General features: G+C 70.2%; 16 protein-coding genes. 12 read left to right on the top strand and 4 right to left on the bottom strand.

The annotated features are described in order from the left end of the window. The first annotated feature begins 106 nt into the window (after positions 1-106). The 4 genes from eccB to ACIRB7_RS32585 all read left to right on the top strand — a co-directional run bounded on the left by eccB (position 107) and on the right by ACIRB7_RS32585 (position 3876). Positions 107-1651 carry a type VII secretion protein EccB gene (gene eccB, locus ACIRB7_RS32570; protein WP_403606107.1) on the top strand — a complete coding sequence of 515 codons (1545 nt, stop codon included), beginning with the start codon at positions 107-109 and terminating at the stop codon, positions 1649-1651. A 2-nt stretch (positions 1652-1653) separates the two neighbouring features. Continuing rightward, complete coding sequence (mycP, locus tag ACIRB7_RS32575) at positions 1654-2997, top strand: type VII secretion-associated serine protease mycosin (protein ID WP_403606110.1); 1344 nt, start codon at positions 1654-1656, stop codon at positions 2995-2997. A gap of 190 nt (positions 2998-3187) precedes the next feature. Continuing rightward, complete coding sequence (locus ACIRB7_RS32580; RefSeq protein ID WP_351220700.1) at positions 3188-3541, top strand: WXG100 family type VII secretion target; 354 nt, start codon at positions 3188-3190, stop codon at positions 3539-3541. 47 nt (positions 3542-3588) lie between these two features. Then, positions 3589-3876, top strand: a complete 288-nt coding sequence (locus ACIRB7_RS32585) for a WXG100 family type VII secretion target (protein WP_351220701.1) — start codon at positions 3589-3591, stop codon at positions 3874-3876. Positions 3877-3954: 78 nt separating this feature from the next. On the opposite strand, the gene ACIRB7_RS32590 is transcribed toward ACIRB7_RS32585, so the two are convergent. After that, positions 3955-4248 (bottom strand): DUF397 domain-containing protein, encoded by a 294-nt coding sequence (locus tag ACIRB7_RS32590; RefSeq protein ID WP_351220702.1) that lies wholly within the window; start codon positions 4246-4248, stop codon positions 3955-3957. Between the two features lie 63 nt (positions 4249-4311). Further along, positions 4312-8265 carry a type VII secretion protein EccCa gene (eccCa, locus tag ACIRB7_RS32595; protein WP_403606115.1) on the bottom strand — a complete coding sequence of 1318 codons (3954 nt, stop codon included), beginning with the start codon at positions 8263-8265 and terminating at the stop codon, positions 4312-4314. A gap of 183 nt (positions 8266-8448) precedes the next feature. On the opposite strand from eccCa, the gene eccD reads away from it, so the two are divergent. The 6 genes from eccD to ACIRB7_RS32625 all read left to right on the top strand — a co-directional run bounded on the left by eccD (position 8449) and on the right by ACIRB7_RS32625 (position 15537). Continuing rightward, positions 8449-9927 (top strand): type VII secretion integral membrane protein EccD, encoded by a 1479-nt coding sequence (gene eccD / locus ACIRB7_RS32600; RefSeq protein ID WP_403606119.1) that lies wholly within the window; start codon positions 8449-8451, stop codon positions 9925-9927. A gap of 201 nt (positions 9928-10128) precedes the next feature. Next, complete coding sequence (gene rpsO / locus ACIRB7_RS32605) at positions 10129-10419, top strand: 30S ribosomal protein S15 (protein WP_024758243.1); 291 nt, start codon at positions 10129-10131, stop codon at positions 10417-10419. 279 nt (positions 10420-10698) lie between these two features. Then, positions 10699-12921: a polyribonucleotide nucleotidyltransferase gene (locus ACIRB7_RS32610; protein ID WP_403606122.1), complete on the top strand. Its 2223-nt coding sequence runs from the start codon at positions 10699-10701 to the stop codon at positions 12919-12921. Further along, positions 12918-14297 carry a M16 family metallopeptidase gene (locus ACIRB7_RS32615; protein ID WP_403606125.1) on the top strand — a complete coding sequence of 460 codons (1380 nt, stop codon included), beginning with the start codon at positions 12918-12920 and terminating at the stop codon, positions 14295-14297. Before ACIRB7_RS32610 ends, ACIRB7_RS32615 begins: the two co-directional genes overlap by 4 nt. Before the next feature lie 29 nt (positions 14298-14326). After that, positions 14327-15079 (top strand): 4-hydroxy-tetrahydrodipicolinate reductase, encoded by a 753-nt coding sequence (dapB, locus tag ACIRB7_RS32620; RefSeq protein WP_403606128.1) that lies wholly within the window; start codon positions 14327-14329, stop codon positions 15077-15079. A 5-nt stretch (positions 15080-15084) separates the two neighbouring features. Beyond that, on the top strand, positions 15085-15537 hold the full coding sequence (locus tag ACIRB7_RS32625) for a hypothetical protein (protein WP_403606130.1): 453 nt from the start codon (positions 15085-15087) through the stop codon (positions 15535-15537). Here ACIRB7_RS32625 and ACIRB7_RS32630 read toward each other — a convergent pair. Next, the gene (locus ACIRB7_RS32630; RefSeq protein WP_403606133.1) at positions 15527-16087 is read right to left on the bottom strand and encodes a hypothetical protein; all 561 of its coding nucleotides are present in this window, start codon (positions 16085-16087) and stop codon (positions 15527-15529) included. The two genes, ACIRB7_RS32625 and ACIRB7_RS32630, sit on opposite strands and share 11 nt — an antisense overlap. Positions 16088-16141: 54 nt before the next feature. After that, a complete protein-coding gene (locus ACIRB7_RS32635) occupies positions 16142-16381 on the bottom strand; it encodes a hypothetical protein (RefSeq protein WP_403606135.1) in 240 nt (79 codons plus the stop codon). Positions 16382-16728: 347 nt separating this feature from the next. Between ACIRB7_RS32635 and dapA the strand changes: the two genes are divergently transcribed. Further along, on the top strand, positions 16729-17628 hold the full coding sequence (gene dapA, locus ACIRB7_RS32640) for a 4-hydroxy-tetrahydrodipicolinate synthase (protein WP_403606138.1): 900 nt from the start codon (positions 16729-16731) through the stop codon (positions 17626-17628). A 99-nt stretch (positions 17629-17727) separates the two neighbouring features. Further along, on the top strand, positions 17728-19413 hold the full coding sequence (locus tag ACIRB7_RS32645; protein ID WP_403606141.1) for a ribonuclease J: 1686 nt from the start codon (positions 17728-17730) through the stop codon (positions 19411-19413). Positions 19414-19713 lie beyond the last annotated feature (300 nt).

Here is a 19713-nt window from a genome sequence, read left to right on the forward strand (position 1 = left end):
CACCACGGGACAGCAGGCATAGTAGGGGGCCGGTCCGACGGCCGGAGCCCGGGTGTCACCTCCCCGGCTCCCGCGCGAAGATCGCGTCTGACGAGAATGGGGACTCATGGCATCGCGGCGGGACGAGCTCAACGCGTACACCTTTGCGAAGAAGCGCACGGTGGCGGCATTCCTCCAACCCTCGCCCTCCGGCACGGAGGAGGGGGCGCCGAAGCCGCTGCGCGCGATCGTCCCCGGTCTCATCGTCGCCGCGCTCGTCGTCGCGGGCTTCGGCGCCTGGGGCATGTTCAGCCCCCAGGCCCCCAAGGGCTGGGACACCCCCGGGACCCGCGTGATCGTCGGCAAGCAGTCGACGACCCGGTACGTGGTCCTGGAGACCGGCAAGGGCAAGGACAAGAAGACCCTGCTCCACCCCGTCCTCAACCTCGCCTCCGCGCGACTCCTCCTCAACCCGGACCAGTTCCAGGTCGTCCAGGTCGCCGACAAGAAGCTCGACGAGGGCAAGCCGCCGCGCGGCCCGATCCTCGGCATCCCGTACGCCCCCGACCGGCTGCCCACCGCGGACGACGCGGGCAAGGCCAAGCGCTGGGCCGTCTGCGAACAGCCCGGCGGCGGTACGGGCGCCAGCGTCCAGAAGGCGACCTTCCTCTTCGCCGAGCGGGACCTCGGGCGCACCGAGGACGCGGGCCGGCTCAAGGACGGGCAGATCCTGTACGTCAAGGGCCAGAAGGGCTCCGCCCAGTTCCTCGTCGACCACACGGGCACCAAGTACCCGGTGAACGCCGACTCCCGCGGACTGCTCACCGCCCTCGTCGGCCTCCACAAGGAACCGCAGGCCGTCACCGACGACTGGCTCGCCACCCTGAACACCGGCGACCCGGTGGACTTCCCGGACGTCCCGGGAGAGGTCGGCGCGCCCGCCAACGTCCCGGGCACCCTGAAGGACCCCGAGAACCGCATCGGCATGGTCCTGCTCGCCCAGACCGGCTCGGGACCCCAGTACTACGTCGTGCTCGCCGGGAAGGTCCAGCCGGTCAGCTGGTTCACCGCCTGGCTGCTCATCAGCTCCCCGGAGACCGGCGTCCTCGACATGGACGGCCAGGCCACCACCGTCGACGCCTCCTCGTTCACGCCGGACGCCACCGTCTTCCACGACGGGGCCCGCTGGCCGCGCCTGAAGTCCTCCCTCGTCAACGACTCCACCCGCGCGAACGCCCCCGACACCGTGTGCAGCGTCCTCACCGGCGTCGACGAGAAGGGCGGGACGACCCTCGCCACCTGGGCCGGCACCAAGTACCCCGCCGACATCACGGCGGGCGGCACCAGCACGTACGTCACCCCGGGCACCGGGCTGCTCTACACCCAGATCCAGGGCAACCAGAAGACGCCCGACGGCTCGCTGTTCCTCGTCACCGACACCGGCCTGCGCTACGCCGTCCAGGCCAACGGCGACAGCGACTCCGCCCGCTCCGAGATCGGCGCGGGCGACAAGGAGAAGCCGACCGACGGACGCCCGGAACCCAGCGAGGCCCAGAAGCGTCTCGGCTACGAGAAGGTCGTACCGGCTCTCGTCCCGATCGCATGGTCGGAGTTCCTGTCGAAGGGCCCGCGACTCGACACCAACAGCGCGCGTCAGCCGCAGGGCTCCTAGGGGTGGCACCGGTGACGACCACGTACCGCACGACCGCCCAGCATCGCCGCACGACCGCCCTGTACGGCCCCACGGCCGCCCCGTACCGCACGACGGCCCTGCACCGCACGACCGCCGCCCTGCTCGCCGCGGGCACCCTCACCGCCCTCCTGGCGTCGCCGGCGGCGGCCGCCGCGCCGCGCCGGGACGGCCCCGTCCTCGACGGCAGCGGTGAGTGCACCTTCCCCATGAAGAAGCAGATCGAGGGCATCCCCTGGCCGCTCCAGCGGGTCCTCCTCGACGAGTTGTGGCAGGACACCAAGGGCAAGGGCGTCCGGGTCGCCGTCATCGACACGGGCGTCGACGACGTGAACCCGCAGCTGCGGGACGCCGTCGACGCCAAGGCGGGCAAGGACTACCTGAAGCCCGACCCGAAGAACCCCGGCTTCGGCGACGAGCTGCGCGGCAAGACCGACGGCACCGTCGACGACGTCGGCCACGGCACCAAGGTCGCCGGCATCATCGCCGCCCGCCCTCGCCCCGGCACCGGCTTCGTCGGTCTCGCCCCCGAGGCGAAGATCATCCCGATCCGGCAGAACGACGAGAAGAACAGCGGCAAGTCCGACACGATGGCGCTCGCGATCGACCACGCCGTCGCCAAGGGCGCCCACGTCATCAACATCTCGCAGGACACCACCCAGGCCCTCGACGCCGACTCGGCCATGGCCAAGTCCGTGGCCAACGCGCTCAAAAGGAACGTCGTCGTCGTCGCGTCCGCGGGCAACGACGGCATGGACGGCAAGCTCAAGAAGACGTACCCGGCCGCCTTCCCCGGCGTCCTCGCCGTCGCCTCCTCCGACCGGAACAACGAACGCGCCGCGTTCTCCCAGTCCGGCACCTTCGTGGGCGTCGCCGCCCCCGGCGTCGACATCGTCTCCACCGTCCCCGGCGGCGGCCAGTGCGTCGACAACGGCACCAGCTTCTCCGCGCCGTACGTCGCCGGTGTCGCCGCCCTGCTCCGCGCCGAGCACCCGAAGTGGACCGCGGCCCAGATCGTCGCCCGGATCGAGCAGACCGCCGTCCGCTCCGTCAACGGCCGCGACAACCACGTCGGTTGGGGCGTGGTCGACCCGGTACGGGCGCTCGCCGACATCCCGGGGACGCCCGCGTCCTCGCCCACGGCCGACCCCGCACCGCCCAAGCCGCCGGCCCCCGAGCCGGCCCGACTCGCGCTGTCGGAGACACCACAGGAGCGCTCCGAACGGCTCGCCACCTACGCGTTGGGGATCGGCGCCGTCCTGGTGGCCGTGGTCGCAGGAACGGCCGTCGTGATCCGCGACAGCCGCCGTCGGAGGGGGGCCCGTTGACCCGCGTACCGGTCAAATATCCGGACTCTCCTTTGCAGTTGGAACTGCCGCCGTCAATGGCTAAAGTGACCGCTGGGCGTACGGAAGTACGAGCCCAGCACGGGGGCGGCATCAGAAGATTCCCGTCCGCATCACAACCGGATGGCCCGACGGCCGAGCCGTCGACGCCACCGAAGGAAGAAGGGGCAAGATGTCGAAAGACCTGAACGTAACCAGTGCCGAACAAGTCAAGCTCGCCGGCCGGATCCAGGACTTCTCCGACGAGCTCCAGTCCCGCATCACCAACCTCAACGGCGTGGTCGACCGCGTCCAGGCGGGCTGGCAGGGCGCTGCGAGCAAGGAGTACGACCGGGTCCAGAACGACCTGAACCAGCGTCTGCGCAGCATGCGCCAGGAGCTCTCGAAGCTCGAAGAGATGATGCGCATGAGCGCCGACGGGTTCTCGCGCGAGGAGGAGGACCGTCTGCGGTCCTTCCGCACGATGGACGCCAGCGGCGGCGCCGGTGCCGGCGGCGGCAACCAGAGCGCCATCCTCGGCGTCTGAGCCACTCGACCAGTCCTCGCGCCACTCTCACTCCAGGAGTCAACACCATGACCACTGCGGTCAATTACGACACCGTGACGCAGGCGGCGGCCGACACCCGCCTGACCTCCACCACCCTCACCCAGAAGCTGGACGACCTCATGGCCGAGGTCAACCGCGTCGCCAGCAACTGGGAGGGTGAGGCCAAGATCGCGTACCGCGAGACCCAGGACCGCCTGACCCGCGACATGGCCGGCATGAACCAGGACCTGGCGCGCATCGCCACGCTCCTCGACGAGTCGGTCGTCGGCTACCAGGACACCGACCGCGGCAACGCGGCCCGCTTCCGCATGTGACATCCCGCGGACGCACGTGAGGGGGTGGCCCGTCCGACGGGCCACCCCCTCACGCGTGTCCTGGCCGGACGACAGGACCTACCGCAGGTCGAACTCGCCGTCCCGGGCGCCGAGGACGAACGCGTCCCACTCGGCCTTCGTGTAACGCAGCACCGTCTCCTTGTCGAGGGACGAACGCATCGCCACCGCCCCCTCCGGGAGCCGCGCGATCTCCACCCGCTCCTCGTCCGGGCTCGTCCCCGGGGCGCCCTCCCACTCGACGCCGGAGATGTCCAACGCGTACAGCTCGTCCTTCTGGCGCTGCTTCTCGGCGGCCAGGGCTGCGTCCGCGCTCTCGGCGGTGGCGGTGGCGGTCTCGTGGGCGTCGGTCATCGGCGCGGTCCCTTCGCGGTGGTACGGCGGTCCCTCCCACAGTAGTGGGAGGGACCGCTCCGCTCAGTGCTGTTCCGGCAACCAGCCCAGCTGCACCAGCGGCGTGCCACGCTTCCGCGACACGAACGTGCCCCGGCCCTGCGGCATCGGCCTGGCGCGGACGCTGCCCAGGATGTCGCCCTCCTGCGGGTCGCCGGAGAGGATCACGCCCTGCGCGCCCAACTCCTTCATCCGCTGCATGAACGGCTCGTACATCGCCCGCGAGGCACCCGCCTGGCTGCGCGCCACGATGAAGCGGATACCGACGTCCCGCGCGAACGGCAGGTTCTCCACCAGGACCGCCAGCGGGTTGCCCGAGTTGGTCGCCACCAGCTCGAAGTCGTCGATGAGGACGAACAGTTGCGGACCCGACCACCAGCTGCGGTCCCGCAGCTGCTGCGGTGTGATGTCGGGCTTCGGCGCCCGCTTCGTCATCACCGTGTTGATCGCCTCCATGTGCATCTGCATGGCGGAGGCCATCGGCGCGTACTCCAGGAGGTGCGAGGGCGCCACAGCCTCCAGCATCGTCCGCCTGTAGTCGCCCACCACGATCCGTGCCTGCTCCGGCGTGTACCGCTCGCACAGCTGCTTCGCGATGAGCCGGAGCAGAGCCGTCTTGCCGGACTCGCTCTCACCGAAGACCAGGAAGAACGGATCCGACTCGAAGTCGACGAACACCGGCTCCAGGTTCGTCTCGTCGATGCCGATCGCGATGCCGTGCTGCGGGTACTCGAAGCCCTTCGGCAGCCGCTCCGCCGGCAGCTTGCGCGGCAGCAGCCGGACGGCGGGCGCGGGCGCCCCGGTCCAGCTCGCCTTCACCGCCTGCACGAACGCCGACGTGCCCTCCGACAGGTCGGCGGACGAACTCGACCCGTCGATCCGCGGCAGTGCCCCCATGAAGTGCAGCTTCTCCTGCACCTGGCCGCGCCCCGGCACCCCGGCCGGCACGTTCGCCGCGACCTTCCGGTCGAACTCGGAGTCCATGACGTCACCGAGCCGCAGCTCCAGACGGCCCAGCATCTGGTCCTTGAGCGCCGCCCGCACCTCCATGTACCGGGAGGCGGTGATCACCACATGGATGCCGTAGCCCAGGCCGCGGGCCGCGATGTCGGAGACGATCGGCTCCAGCATGTCGTAGTCGTTGCGGAAGCTGCCCCAGCCGTCCACGACCAGGAAGACGTCACCCCAGGCCTCACCCGGCAGCTCGCCCGCGGCCCGCTTGCGCCGGTAGGTCGTCATCGAGTCGATGGAGTGCGAACGGAAGAACTCCTCCCGCCGGTTGAGCACCCCCAGCACCTCGGCGACCGTCCGGCGCACCCGCTCCGGGTCGAGCCGTGACGCCACCCCGCCGACATGCGGCAGGTCGGCGAGCGCCACCATGCCGCCGCCACCGAAGTCCAGGCAGTAGAACTGCACCTCGGCCGGGGTGTGGGTGAGCGCAAACGACGAGACCAGCGTCCGCATGATCGTCGACTTCCCGGACTGCGGACCGCCGACCACCATCATGTGGCCGGCCGCACCGGAGAAGTCCCGGTACAGCACCTCACGCCGCTGCTCGAACGGCTTGTCGATGAGGCCGAGCGGCACCGTGAGCCCGCCCTGCCGCGTGTACTCCGTTGCCGTGAGCCCCCGGTCGGCCGTCTGCGCGAGCCCCGGAAGGAGCTGGTCGAGCGACGGCGCCTGGTCGAGCGGCGGCAGCCACACCTGGTGCGCCGGCACGCCCTGGCCCTCGAGCCGCCGCACGATCACGTCGAGGACCGTGTCCGCGAGCGCCTCGTCCTCCTCGGCACGCTGAGCCGTGAGGTACGCCGGGTCCGGCGCCGCGTACACCACCGGCACCGGCGCCGCCGTGAACAGCGCGGGACGCCGCTCCACCGGCATCTGACCGATCTCCAGGCGCGGCCCGCCCGTCCGGTACGTCCCCGAGACGTACGCCGCCTTGAAGCGGGTCATCTCGTCCGTACCGAACTTCAGATAGCCCGAACCCGGCACCGAGGGCAGGTGATAGGCGTCCGGCACGCCGATCGCCGTCCGCGACTCCGCAGCCGAGAAGGTCCGCAGACCGATCCGGTACGACAGATACGTGTCGAGACCCCGCAGCTTGCCCTCCTCCAGGCGCTGCGAGGCGAGCAGCAGGTGCACACCCAGCGAGCGGCCGATGCGGCCGATCTGGATGAACATGTCGATGAAGTCCGGCTTGGCGGTGAGGAGTTCGGAGAACTCGTCGATCACGAGGACCAGCGACGCCAGCGGTTCGAGCGGGGCGCCGGCGGCCCGTGCCTTCTCGTAGTCGTGGATGTTGGCGTAGTTGCCCGCGGAGCGCAGCAGCTCCTGGCGCCGCTGGAGCTCACCGCGGATCGCGTCGCCCATGCGGTCGACCAGGGTCAGGTCGTCCGACAGGTTGGTGATGACCGCCGCCACGTGCGGCATCTGCGACATGCCCGCGAAGGTCGCGCCGCCCTTGAAGTCCGCGAGGACGAAGTTCAGCGTCTCCGAGGAGTGCGTCACCGCGAGCCCGAGCACCAGCGTCCGCAGCAGTTCCGACTTGCCGGAACCCGTCGCGCCGACGCACAGACCGTGCGGACCCATGCCCTCCTGCGCGGCCTCCTTCAGGTCCAGCATGACCGGCTGGCCGTCCTCGCCGACACCGATCGGCACCCGCAGCCGCTCGGCCACCGACCGCGGCCGCCAGGTCCGCGCCACGTCCACCGAACCCGCGTCCCCCAGGTTCAGCAGATCCGTGAAGTCCAGATTGGCGAGCAGCGGCTCGTCGTCGTCCCCGCCGCCCATCCGCAGCGGCGCCAGCTGCCGGGCCAGGGCCTCGGCCGCCGCCAGCGAGATGCCGTCGGGCAGCCCCTCGTACGCGAAACCGCCGCCGAACTCCAGCGACAGCCGCCCGGGCCGTACCACCACCGACAGACCACCGCGCGGCTCGTCGAGCTCGCCCGAGACGACCTCCACGATCGTCACGCCCTGAAGGCCCTCGGCCGCCGCGAGCAGCGAGTCCGGCGGCACCATCCCGCCGTCGAGGACCACCACCACGTGCGGCTGGTCGAGCACCGGCTGGTTGTCCCGCGAGAACCGGGGCCGCCCGTCCAGCTTCGACCGGATCAGGTTCTCCAGCTCACCGAGGTCGTCGCCGAACAGCCGCTTCGTACCGGCCCCGTCGACCTGCCCGGGCACCTGCGTGTGCGGCAGCCACTTCGCCCAGTCCCACCGCTCCTGCGAAGCCCGCGCCGCGACCACCGCGACCACCAGGTCCTCGGGGGAGTGCAAGGTCACCAGCTGCGCCACGAGGGCGCGCGCCGCCGCCTGCGCCGACTCCGGCTCACCCGACACCGTCACGTGGTAGAAGGCCCGCATCGAGACCGCCATCGGCAGCCCGTCCAAGGTGGCGTGCACCGCGAGGAACTGCTGCATCGCCCCCGCGCACAGCGGCTCCAGCTCGTCCACCGGTGCCGTGTCCGGCGCCACGAGCGGTGTCGCCAACTGCTGCGACCCGAGCCCGATCCGCGCCTGCCCGAAGTCGTGGTCGCCGACCCGTCGCTCCCACACCCGCGAACCCTCGGCCACCACCGACCACAACTGCTCGGGGGAGGGGTGCAGATACAGCTGCGCGTCCCGCTGCTTGCGGGCCGTGCGCCGGACCGTACGCCGGGTCTGCGCGAGGTATTTGAGGTAGTCGCGGCGGACATCGGCCATTTGCCCCTGCGTACCGCGACGGAATCTGACGAACTGGGCGACCGCCATCGCGATCGTCGACGCCAGCATCAGGGTGCCCATGATCCGCATGATCGGAGACGGCGTCATGAAGAAGAACACCACGGACGAACCCATGCCGAGCATCGGCAGGAGCTGCATCAACGCCGACTCCTGTTGTCCCCGCGGCAGTTCCGGCGGAGACTCCAGGACCAGGTCCTCACCGGGCACTTCCGGCGGAAGAGACCTCGGCGGGCGTTTGACGACGATCTGGCTCACCGGCGCATCAATCCCTCGTTGGAGGCGGGCTCGTGGCGGGAGCATCCACACGGCACCCCTGTCGGCAGCCGGGCGCACGGACTTCCCCCATGGGACGGCGATCCTACTTGCAGCCCCCACCGGCCGTCCCCGGTAGGGTGGCGCGCGCATCGTGCGCAACCGCGAATCAGGGGGTCCACACACGTGAGTACGACCGCAGCGACCGGCTTCTGCCGGGTCACCGTCGTGGCGCCGGACAGCCGCATCGACGTCGCGCTCCCGGAGGACATCGCCGTCGCCGACGTCTACCCGGAGATCCTGCGGCTCACCGGACAGACCCAGGCCGCCGGCACGCCCGTCGGCTACCACCTGGTCCGCCGGGACGGATCCGTCCTCGACGGGGCCCGCACCCTCGCCGCCCAGCAGGTCCTCGACGGCGAGGTGCTCTCCCTGCGCCCGTTCGCCCAGTCCCTGCCGCCGGCCGTCTACGACGACGTCTCCGACGCCGTCGCCTCCGCCGTCACCCGTGACCGGCACCTGTGGAGCGACGAGCTGCTGCGCGGCGCCGGACTCCTCGGCGGCGTGCTGCTCCTCGTCCTCATGGGCTTCGTCCTCTGGTTCGCCGATCCGATCCGGCACGACATGCACAGCCTGCCCGGCATCATCGCGGGCGCCGCGGGACTCCTCCTCACCGCCTTCGCCGGGGTACGCGCCCGCGTGTACGGGGACCGGGCGACCGCCGTCGCCCTCGGCCTCGGCGCGCTGCCGCTGCTGCTCATCGCCGGATCCGGCATCGTCGGCCCCGACGCCGGCGACGGCCCCGGCCGGCTGCAGTTCCTGCTCGGCTGCGTCACCGTCCTCGTCGCCTCCGTGGCCCTCGTCGCGCTCACCCCCAGCGGCGACGCGCCCTTCGTCGCCGCCACCTTCCTCGCGGGCGTCGGCACCCTCGCCACCTTCCTGGCGATCCTCACCGAGACGACCGCCACCGAGACCGCCGCCGTCTGCGCGCCCGTCGCCATCGGCCTCGTCGCCTTCCTGCCCGGCCTCTCCGCCCGCTTCGCCCGGCTCCCCATCGGCTACGCCGCCCCGCGCAGCGCAGCCGACGACGAGTTCCACGGCGACCCGCAGCAGCAGGCCGGCGACGACGCCCAGCCCGTCGACGGCGAACGCATCGCGCTCCAGGCCCGCCGCGGCCACGAGATGCTCCTCGGCCTGGTCGGCGGCTGCGCGGCCGTCGTCGTCGGCTCCGCCGCCGTCCTCGGCTTCGCCGGAAACGTCTGGGGCCAGTTCCTCGCCCTCGCCGCCGGCCTGGCGATGCTGCTGCGCGCCCGTCTCTTCCGCTACACCTCGCAGGTCGCCTGCGTCCTCGTCGCCGGCATCGCCGCCATCGCGCTCCTCGTCCTCGGCCTCTCCCTCAACCCGCCGGCCGACCTGGTCAAGGACCTCCTGATGTACGGGGACCGGGGCGGCCTGGACATCCGTACGATCTGGCTCACCGCGGCCGTCGCCGCCGGCGCCGCGCTGATCACCGCGATCGGCCTGATCATCCCGAGGAAGGGCCTCTCCCCGTTCTGGGGCCGCCTCCTCGACCTGACGGAGGGCTTCGTCCTGCTCTCCCTCGTCCCGCTCTGCCTCGCCGTCCTCGACGTCTTCTCGGCGGTCCGCTCCCTGACCAGCAAGTAGGTCCCTCGCGCAAAGGGTGCCAGGCCCGCTCCGGCGAGCTGGTACGCTGTGTGACGGCCGTTTGTGTACGCGCTCCCGGAAGCCTTCCCAGGCCCTGGAAGCTGCGCCCATCGGACCTTCGCCCGCCGAGTCACGGAAGCTTCCCCTGAGATCTAGACCAGGGGCACTCGCGGACGCACGAACACCTAAGAGGAGATCAGCATGGCTCTCGACGCCGCTGTCAAGAAGCAGATCATGACCGAGTTCGGCCAGAAGGAGGGCGACACCGGCTCCCCCGAGGTCCAGGTCGCCATGCTCTCCCGTCGCATCTCGGACCTGACCGAGCACCTCAAGCAGCACAAGCACGACCACCACTCCCGCCGTGGTCTGCTGATCCTGGTCGGCCAGCGCCGCCGCCTGCTGCAGTACCTGGCCAAGAAGGACATCCAGCGCTTCCGTGCGCTGGTCGACCGCCTGGGCATCCGCCGCGGTGCGGCCGGCGGCGCCAAGTAAGACGCCACGGAGGGAGCGGTTCCCACTTTCAGGGGGCCGCTCCCTTTGCTGTACGTGCACAAAGTGCGCATCGGCACTTAGGCTGGTCGCACAACCCCATACGACGAGCGAGGAGCCGCCGGCTCGCCGCCGGTCCTCGGTAGTGGCCCCCGGAAACGAATTCCGGGTGCTTCGATCGAAGACCGGCCAGCACCCGAGGCGCTTCTCCGCCGCCGTCGCACACCGTCCCCGGCCACACGGGCCTCGGACGCAAAGACGAACACGTAGGAGAAACCCATAGTGGAGAACGAGACCCACTACACCGAGGCCGTCATCGACAACGGCACCTTCGGTACCCGCACCATCCGCTTCGAGACCGGCCGCCTCGCCAAGCAGGCCGCCGGTTCCGCCGTCGCCTACTTGGACGACGACACGATGGTCCTCTCGGCGACCACCGCCTCGAAGCGTCCCAAGGACCAGCTCGACTTCTTCCCCCTCACGGTGGACGTCGAGGAGCGGCAGTACGCGGCCGGCAAGATCCCCGGCTCCTTCTTCCGCCGGGAGGGCCGCCCCTCCGAGGACGCCGTCCTCACCTGCCGTCTGATCGACCGGCCGCTGCGCCCCTCCTTCAAGAAGGGCCTGCGCAACGAGATCCAGATCGTCGAGACGATCATGGCGCTCAACCCCGACCACCTGTACGACGTGGTCGCGATCAACGCCGCCTCCGCTTCCACGATCCTGGCGGGCCTGCCCTTCTCCGGCCCCATCGGCGCCACCCGCGTCGCCCTGATCAAGGGCCAGTGGGTCGCGTTCCCGACGCACACCGAGCTCGAGGACGCCGTCTTCGACATGGTCGTCGCCGGTCGCGTCCTCGATGACGGTGACGTCGCGATCATGATGGTCGAGGCCGAGGCCACCGAGAAGACGATCGAGCTCGTCAAGGGCGGCGCCGAGGCGCCGACCGAGGAGCTCGTCGCCGCCGGTCTCGAGGCCGCGAAGCCCTTCATCAAGGTCCTCTGCAAGGCCCAGTCGGACCTCGCCGCCAAGGCCGCCAAGCCCACCGGCGAGTTCCCGGTCTTCCTGGAGTACCAGGACGACGTCCTCGAGGCGCTCTCCGCCGCCGTCAAGGGTGACCTCGCCAAGGCGCTCACCATCGCCGGCAAGCAGGAGCGCGAGACCGAGCTCGACCGCATCAAGGAGCTCGCCGCCGAGAAGCTCCTCCCGGCCTTCGAAGGCCGCGAGAAGGAGATCTCGGGCGCCTACCGCGCGCTGACCAAGAAGCTGGTCCGCGAGCGGATCATCAAGGACAAGGTCCGCATCGACGGCCGCGGGCTCACGGACATCCGTACCCTCGCCGCCGAGGTCGAGGCCATCCCGCGCGTGCACGGCTCGGCGCTGTTCGAGCGTGGCGAGACCCAGATCCTGGGCGTCACCACCCTCAACATGCTCCGCATGGAGCAGCAGCTGGACACCCTCTCCCCGGTGACCCGCAAGCGCTACATGCACAACTACAACTTCCCGCCGTACTCCGTCGGCGAGACCGGTCGCGTGGGCTCGCCCAAGCGCCGTGAGATCGGCCACGGCGCGCTCGCCGAGCGGGCCATCGTGCCGGTCCTCCCGACCCGCGAGGAGTTCCCCTACGCGATCCGTCAGGTGTCCGAGGCCCTCGGCTCCAACGGCTCGACGTCCATGGGCTCGGTCTGCGCCTCGACCATGTCGCTGCTGAACGCCGGTGTGCCGCTGAAGGCCCCCGTCGCCGGTATCGCCATGGGTCTGATCTCCGAGGAGATCGACGGCAAGACGCACTACGTCGCCCTCACGGACATCCTCGGCGCCGAGGACGCGTTCGGCGACATGGACTTCAAGGTCGCCGGCACGAAGACCTTCGTCACCGCGCTCCAGCTCGACACCAAGCTCGACGGCATCCCCGCCTCGGTCCTGGCCGCCGCGCTGAAGCAGGCCCGTGACGCGCGTCTGCACATCCTCGACGTGATGAACGAGGCGATCGACGTTCCGGACGAGATGTCCCCGAACGCGCCGCGCATCATCACCGTCAAGATCCCGGTGGACAAGATCGGTGAGGTCATCGGCCCCAAGGGCAAGATGATCAACCAGATCCAGGAGGACACCGGCGCCGACATCACGATCGAGGACGACGGCACCATCTACATCGGTGCCGCCCAGGGCTCGCAGGCCGAGGCCGCCCGCGCCGTGATCAACGGCATCGCCAACCCGACCATGCCGGAGGTCGGCGAGCGCTACCTGGGTACGGTCGTCAAGACCACCACCTTCGGTGCCTTCGTCTCCCTGATGCCCGGCAAGGACGGTCTGCTGCACATCTCGCAGATCCGCAAGCTCGCCGGTGGCAAGCGCGTGGAGAACGTCGAGGACGTGCTGGCGATCGGCTCCAAGGTCCAGGTCGAGATCGCCGAGATCGACCAGCGCGGCAAGCTCTCCCTCGTCCCCGTGATGGCGGATGAGGACGGCGCTGCCGAGGACGCGAAGGACGACACCGACCAGTGACGTCCCGTAGTTTCCGCGCGACGGCCCGCCCCTCCTCGGAGGGGCGGGCCGTCGCCCGTACCCAAACGCTTCTCCCGGGCAGGGACGGCATCGGCACCGTCCGCCGCACGACCCTCCCCGGCGGCCTCCGGATCGTCACCGAGACCCTCCCCTCCGTACGCTCCGCCACCTTCGGCATCTGGGCGCACGTCGGATCCCGCGACGAGACCCCCGCGCTCAACGGCGCGACCCACTACCTGGAGCACCTCCTCTTCAAGGGCACCCACAAGCGGTCCGCCCTCGACATCTCCGCCGCGATCGACGCGGTCGGCGGCGAGATGAACGCCTTCACGGCGAAGGAGTACACCTGCTACTACGCCCGGGTCCTCGATACCAACCTGCCGCTGGCGATCGACGTCGTCTGCGACATGCTGACCGGCTCGCTGATCCTCGAAGAGGACGTGGACGCCGAGCGCGGTGTCATCCTCGAAGAGATCGCGATGACCGAGGACGACCCCGGTGACGTCGTGCACGAACTGTTCGCGCAGACGATGTTCGGCGACACCCCGCTGGGCCGACCGGTCCTCGGCACCGTCGACACCGTCAACGGGCTCACCCGAGACCAGATCGCCCGCTTCTACAAGAAGCACTACGACCCGACCCACCTGGTCGTCGCCGCCGCGGGCAACGTCGACCACGCCACGGTGGTACGCCAGGTCCGCCGCGCCTTCGAGAAGGCCGGCGCCCTCACCCGTACCGACGCCGTCCCCGTCGCCCCCCGCGACGGCCGGCGTGCCCTGCGCGCGGCGGGCCGCGTCGAGCTGCTCAACCGCAAGACCGAGCAGGCCCACGTGGTCCTCGGCATGCCGGGCCTGGCCCGCACCGACGAGCGCCGCTGGGCCCTCGGCGTGCTGAACACCGCCCTCGGCGGCGGCATGTCCTCCCGCCTCTTCCAGGAGGTCCGCGAGAAGCGCGGCCTGGCCTACAGCGTGTACTCGTACACCTCGGGCTTCGCCGACTGCGGTCTCTTCGGCGTGTACGCGGGCTGCCGGCCGGGCCAGGTCCACGACGTCCTGAAGATCTGCCGCGACGAGCTCGACAAGGTCGCCACCGACGGCCTCACGGACGACGAGATCGCCCGTGCCGTCGGCCAGCTCTCCGGTTCGACCGTGCTGGGCCTCGAGGACACCGGCGCGCTGATGAACCGCATCGGCAAGAGCGAGCTGTGCTGGGGCACCCAGATGTCGGTCGACGACATGCTGGACCGGATCGCGGCCGTCACCCCGGACGAGGTCCGGGAGGTCGCACGCGATGTACTGGCCCAGCGGCCCTCGCTCTCGGTGATCGGCCCGCTGAAGGACAAGCAGGCTGACCGTCTCCACCAAGCGGTCTCCTGACCCCGAGATCCCCTAAGGAATTCAGAGCAATGAGCAAGCTGCGCGTGGCGGTCCTCGGAGCACAGGGCCGTATCGGCTCCGAGGCCGTGAGGGCCGTCGAGGCCGCCGAGGACATGGAACTGGTCGCGGCCCTCGGTCGTGGCGACAAGCTGGAGACGCTCACCGAGGTGGGCGCCCAGGTCGTCGTCGAGCTGACCACTCCCGCCTCGGTGATGGAGAACCTCGACTTCTGCGTGCGCCACGGCATCCACGCGGTCGTCGGCACCACCGGCTGGACCGAGGAGCGCCTCGCGCAGCTGGAGACCTGGCTCGCCGCCTCCCCGGAGACCGGCGTCCTCATCGCTCCGAACTTCTCCATCGGCGCGGTCCTCACCATGAGGTTCGCCCAGCTCGCGGCCCCGTACTTCGAGTCGGTCGAGGTCGTCGAGCTGCACCACCCGAACAAGGTGGACGCCCCCTCCGGCACCGCGACCCGGACGGCCCAGCTGATCGCCGCCGCCCGCCGCGAGGCCGGCCTCGGCGCCCAGCCGGACGCCACCGCGACCGCCCTGGACGGGGCGCGCGGCGCCGACGTGGACGGCGTCCCGGTCCATGCCGTACGCCTCCGGGGCCTCCTGGCCCACCAGGAGGTGCTGCTCGGCGGCGAGGGCGAGACCCTCACCGTCCGGCACGACTCCCTGCACCACTCCAGCTTCATGCCGGGCATCCTCCTGGGCGCCCGCCGCGTGACCACCGCCCCGGGCCTCACCTTCGGCCTGGAGCACTTCCTGGATCTGGGCTGACGGCCATGGGCGGAAAGATCACGTACGTCTTCCTGGCCACCGTGCTCGTGCTCGTGTTCGGCGTGGTGGCCATGGAGGGCGTCCTGCTGCTCCTCACGGGCGAGCCCGCGGCCATGGGCATGGGCGTGGTGGCGTTCCTGCTGCCCGGCGTCGGCGGCTGGTTCCTCTGGAAGAACACCCGCTTCGCCCGCCGGGCGAACCACCTCGCCGCCGAACTGGAGGCGGAGGGCGGTCTGCCCGTCGACGAACTGAAGCGCACGGAGGGCGGCCGCATCGACCGCGACTCCGCCGACGAGGTCTTCGCCCGGCGCAAGGCCGAGACGGAGGACTCACCGGACGACTGGCGCTGCTGGTTCCGGCTCGCGGTCGCCTATCACGACGCCCGCGACACCCCCAGGGCCCGCAAGGCGATGCAGCGGGCCATCGCCCTCCACGAGGGGCGTCCGGTCAGCGCGTGACGGCCGGGGTCACGCCGTACTCGGCGTGCCAGGCCTCGACCGTGTCGGCCGCCCGGTCGAAGGCCTCGACCCGGGAGAGGAAGTCGGCGTTGTGGTCGGTGAGCAGCAGCAGCTGCTCACCACCCTGCCGGCCGAGCACCAGGGCCTGCCCCTGGACGGTGCGGGGGAGCCCCAGCCAGCGCACCGGCTGCTGGACGGTCCGTACGGACGTCACCTTCGCCCACGGCACGGTGGCGGTGGAGAAGAAGGCCACCCGGCGCACCCCGGCGCGGCTCACCCAGGTCCCCACGCGGAGCATCCGCAGGGCGGCCAGGATGACGAGCACGGCGATGGCCAGGGTGGCGGCTCCGCCGTCGAAGGCTCCGGCGGCGGAGATGATCACCGCGGCGAGGAGCACGAACGAGGCGAGCAGCAGCGCGAGCGCCGCAGACCCGACCCGCCAGGACCCCGGCCGGTACGGACGCCGCCACTGGTCGTGATCGTCGAACGGCAGGGCGACGTGGTCGGTCGTGTCAAAAGCACGGTCGGCCGTCAGAAAGGGCAGGGGCACGACAGGTCCTCACTCACAAGCACGCTCGAAGGGGCAGTGCCCGGTGAGGCTACCTCAGCGGTTGTCGGAGGCTTCGGACTGCTGCTGACGAGTGGCCGAGTCCCCCGACTGGAGGGACGGCATCCCGAAGATCAGCGATCCGACGAGACCGGCCACGACGGTCAGTCCGATCAGGGTACGGCCCACGATCTGCGAGGCGCCGAGGCGCTCCCGTGGCGGCGGAGTGACGTTACTGCGGAAGTGGTCGGCCTCCGAGACGAACGCGAACGGTACGGCCTCATCCCGGCGGAACATCAGAGCCACTCTCCTCGGTCGTTGTCATGCTTCACAGATACAGACGACGGATCCGACGCTTTGGTGCCCTTTTTCACCGAAGCAGCCCAATCTCATTCTCCGGTATGACCTCGGTACTTCCGGGGGCCGACCTGCACGACCCCCGTAGGAACGACCCTCTGACCTCCTGGGGCACAGATGTCCGAACACCCGACGCGAAGTGTCCGTATTGCGACGTTTCACGAAGTTCATCTAGGCTGATCAAACGGACCCGGCGCTGCCTGAACCCCCGAGCAGGCAGCGCCGGGCTCCTTTCTCCTGTCCCCCTAAGGGACACCCGGCGCTGAGCAGCGAGTAGCGTGTTACCCATGGCTCCGATCTCCACTCCGCAGACCCCCTTCGGGCGGGTCCTCACCGCCATGGTCACGCCGTTCACGGCGGACGGCGCACTCGACCTCGACGGTGCCCAGCGACTCGCCACCCACCTGGTGGACGCAGGCAACGACGGCCTCGTCATCAACGGCACCACCGGCGAGTCCCCCACCACCAGCGACGCGGAGAAATCGGAGCTGGTACGAGCGGTTCTGGCGGCGGTCGGCGATCGCGCCCACGTCGTGGCCGGCATCGGCACCAACGACACCCACCACTCCGTCGAGCTCGCCCGCACCGCCGAGCGCGACGGCGCCCACGGCCTGCTCGCCGTGACCCCGTACTACAACAAGCCCCCGCAAGAGGGCCTGTACCGGCACTTCTCGGCCATCGCCGACGCCACCGAGCTCCGGGTGATGCTCTACGACATCCCCGGCCGCAGCGGCGTCCCGATCGACACCGAGACGATCGTCCGGCTCGCCGAGCACCCGCGCATCGTCGCCAACAAGGACGCCAAGGGCGACCTCGGCCGCGCCAGCTGGGCCATCGCCCGCTCCGGCCTCGCCTGGTACTCCGGCGACGACATGCTCAACCTGCCCCTGCTCTCCGTCGGAGCCTGCGGCTTCGTCTCCGTCGTGGGCCACGTCGTCACCCCGGAACTCCGCGCCCTCCTCGACGCCCACCTGGGCGGCGAGGTCCAGAAGGCCACCGAGATCCACCAGAAGCTGCTGCCGGTCTACACCGGCATGTTCCGCACCCAGGGCGTCATGACCACCAAGGCCGCCCTCGCCCTCCAGGGCCTCCCGGCCGGACCGCTGCGCCCACCGCTCGTGGAGCTCTCCCCCCAGGAGACCGAACAGCTCAAGGTCGACCTGGCCGCCGGCGGGGTAGAGCTCTGACAACGGACTTCACAACTGAACACTGACAACAGCAAGTGCACGAATGTCATGCTCGCCACGTGCCAAGGGGTACGTGGCGTGCGTGGTGAGGAGAGTCTTTTGAGTCATCCGCATCCTGAACTCGGCGCCCCGCCGAAGCTGCCGAAGGGCGCCCTGCGCGTCATTCCCCTCGGCGGGCTCGGTGAGATCGGCCGCAACATGACGGTCTTCGAGTTCGACGGCCGTCTGCTCATCGTCGACTGCGGCGTCCTCTTCCCCGAGGAGGAGCAGCCCGGCGTCGACCTGATCCTGCCGGACTTCACCATCATCCGGGACCGCCTCGACGACATCGAGGGCATCGTGCTCACGCACGGCCACGAGGACCACATCGGTGCCGTCCCCTACCTGCTCCGGCTCAAGCCGGACATCCCGCTCATCGGCTCCAAGCTGACCCTCGCCCTGATCGAGGCCAAGCTCCAGGAGCACCGCATCCGCCCCTACACCCTTGAGGTGAAGGAGGGCGACCGGGAGGTCCTCGGGTCGTTCGACTGCGAGTTCATCGCGGTCAACCACTCCATCCCGGACGCGCTCGCGGTCGCGATCCGCACCCCCGCGGGCATGGCCGTCGCCACCGGCGACTTCAAGATGGACCAGCTCCCGCTGGACGGCCGCCTCACCGACCTGCACGCGTTCGCGCGTCTGAGCGAGGAAGGCATCGACCTCCTCCTCTCGGACTCCACGAACGCCGAGGTCCCGGGCTTCGTCCCGCCGGAGAAGGACATCTCCAACGTCCTGCGCACGGTCTTCGCGAACGCCCAGAAGCGGATCATCGTGGCGAGCTTCGCCAGCCACGTGCACCGCATCCAGCAGATCCTCGACGCCGCCCACGAGTACGGCCGCAGGGTCGCCTTCGTCGGCCGCTCGATGGTCCGCAACATGGGCATCGCCCGCGACCTGGGCTACCTCCGGGTCCCGGCCGGTCTCGTCGTGGACGTGAAGACCCTCGACGACCTGCCGGACGACGAGGTCGTGCTGGTCTGTACGGGTTCCCAGGGCGAGCCGATGGCGGCCCTGTCCCGCATGGCCAACCGGGACCACCAGATCCGGATCGTCCCCGGCGACACGGTCATCCTGGCCTCGTCCCTCATCCCGGGCAACGAGAACGCGGTCTACCGCGTGATCAACGGCCTGACCCGCTGGGGCGCGCACGTCGTCCACAAGGGCAACGCCAAGGTCCACGTCTCGGGCCACGCCTCGGCCGGTGAGCTGCTGTACTTCTACAACATCTGCCGCCCGAAGAACCTGATGCCGGTCCACGGCGAATGGCGCCACCTGCGCGCGAACGCCGAGCTCGGCGCGATGACGGGCATCCCCAAGGACCACATCGTCATCGCCGAGGACGGCGTCGTCGTCGACCTGGTCGACGGCCGCGCCCGGATCACCGGCAAGGTCCAGGCGGGTTACGTGTACGTCGACGGCCTCTCGGTCGGCGACGTCACGGAGGTCCACCTGAAGGACCGCCGCATCCTCGGGGACGAGGGCATCATCTCCGTCTTCGTGGTGGTGGACTCCTCGACCGGCAAGATCGTGGGCGGCCCGCACGTCCACGCCCGGGGCTCCGGCATCGACGACTCCGCGTTCGACGCGGTGCTCCCGAAGATCGACCAGGCTCTCAACAAGTCGTTCCAGGACGGCGTCGCCGAGCCCCACCAGCTCCAGCAGCTGATCCGCCGCAGCGTCGGCAAGTGGGTCTCCGACACCTACCGCCGGCGACCGATGATCCTCCCGGTCGTCGTCGAGGTCTGACCGTCTGACGTCTGACCAGCACTGCACCAGGAGCGGGGCGCCTCGATTTGCATCGGGGCGCCCCGCTCCAGTACGTTTACGGCTCCGCCAGATCGGGAACCACCCGGCGCCGCCGTGCGCCTGAACGGTTCTTCGGAAGGCGGGAATTCCGACTCAGATCTTCTGATAAAGTCGGAACCGCCGAAAGGCCCCCGGAGTGAAAACAAAAGGGACCGGAAAGCACCGAGGAAATCGGATCGGAAAGATCTGATAGAGTCGGAAACGCAAGACCGAAGGGAAGCCCGGAGGAAAGCCCGAGAG

The sequence above is a fragment of the Streptomyces sp. NPDC093795 genome, assembly GCF_044764665.1.
Lineage (GTDB): Bacteria > Actinomycetota > Actinomycetes > Streptomycetales > Streptomycetaceae > Streptomyces.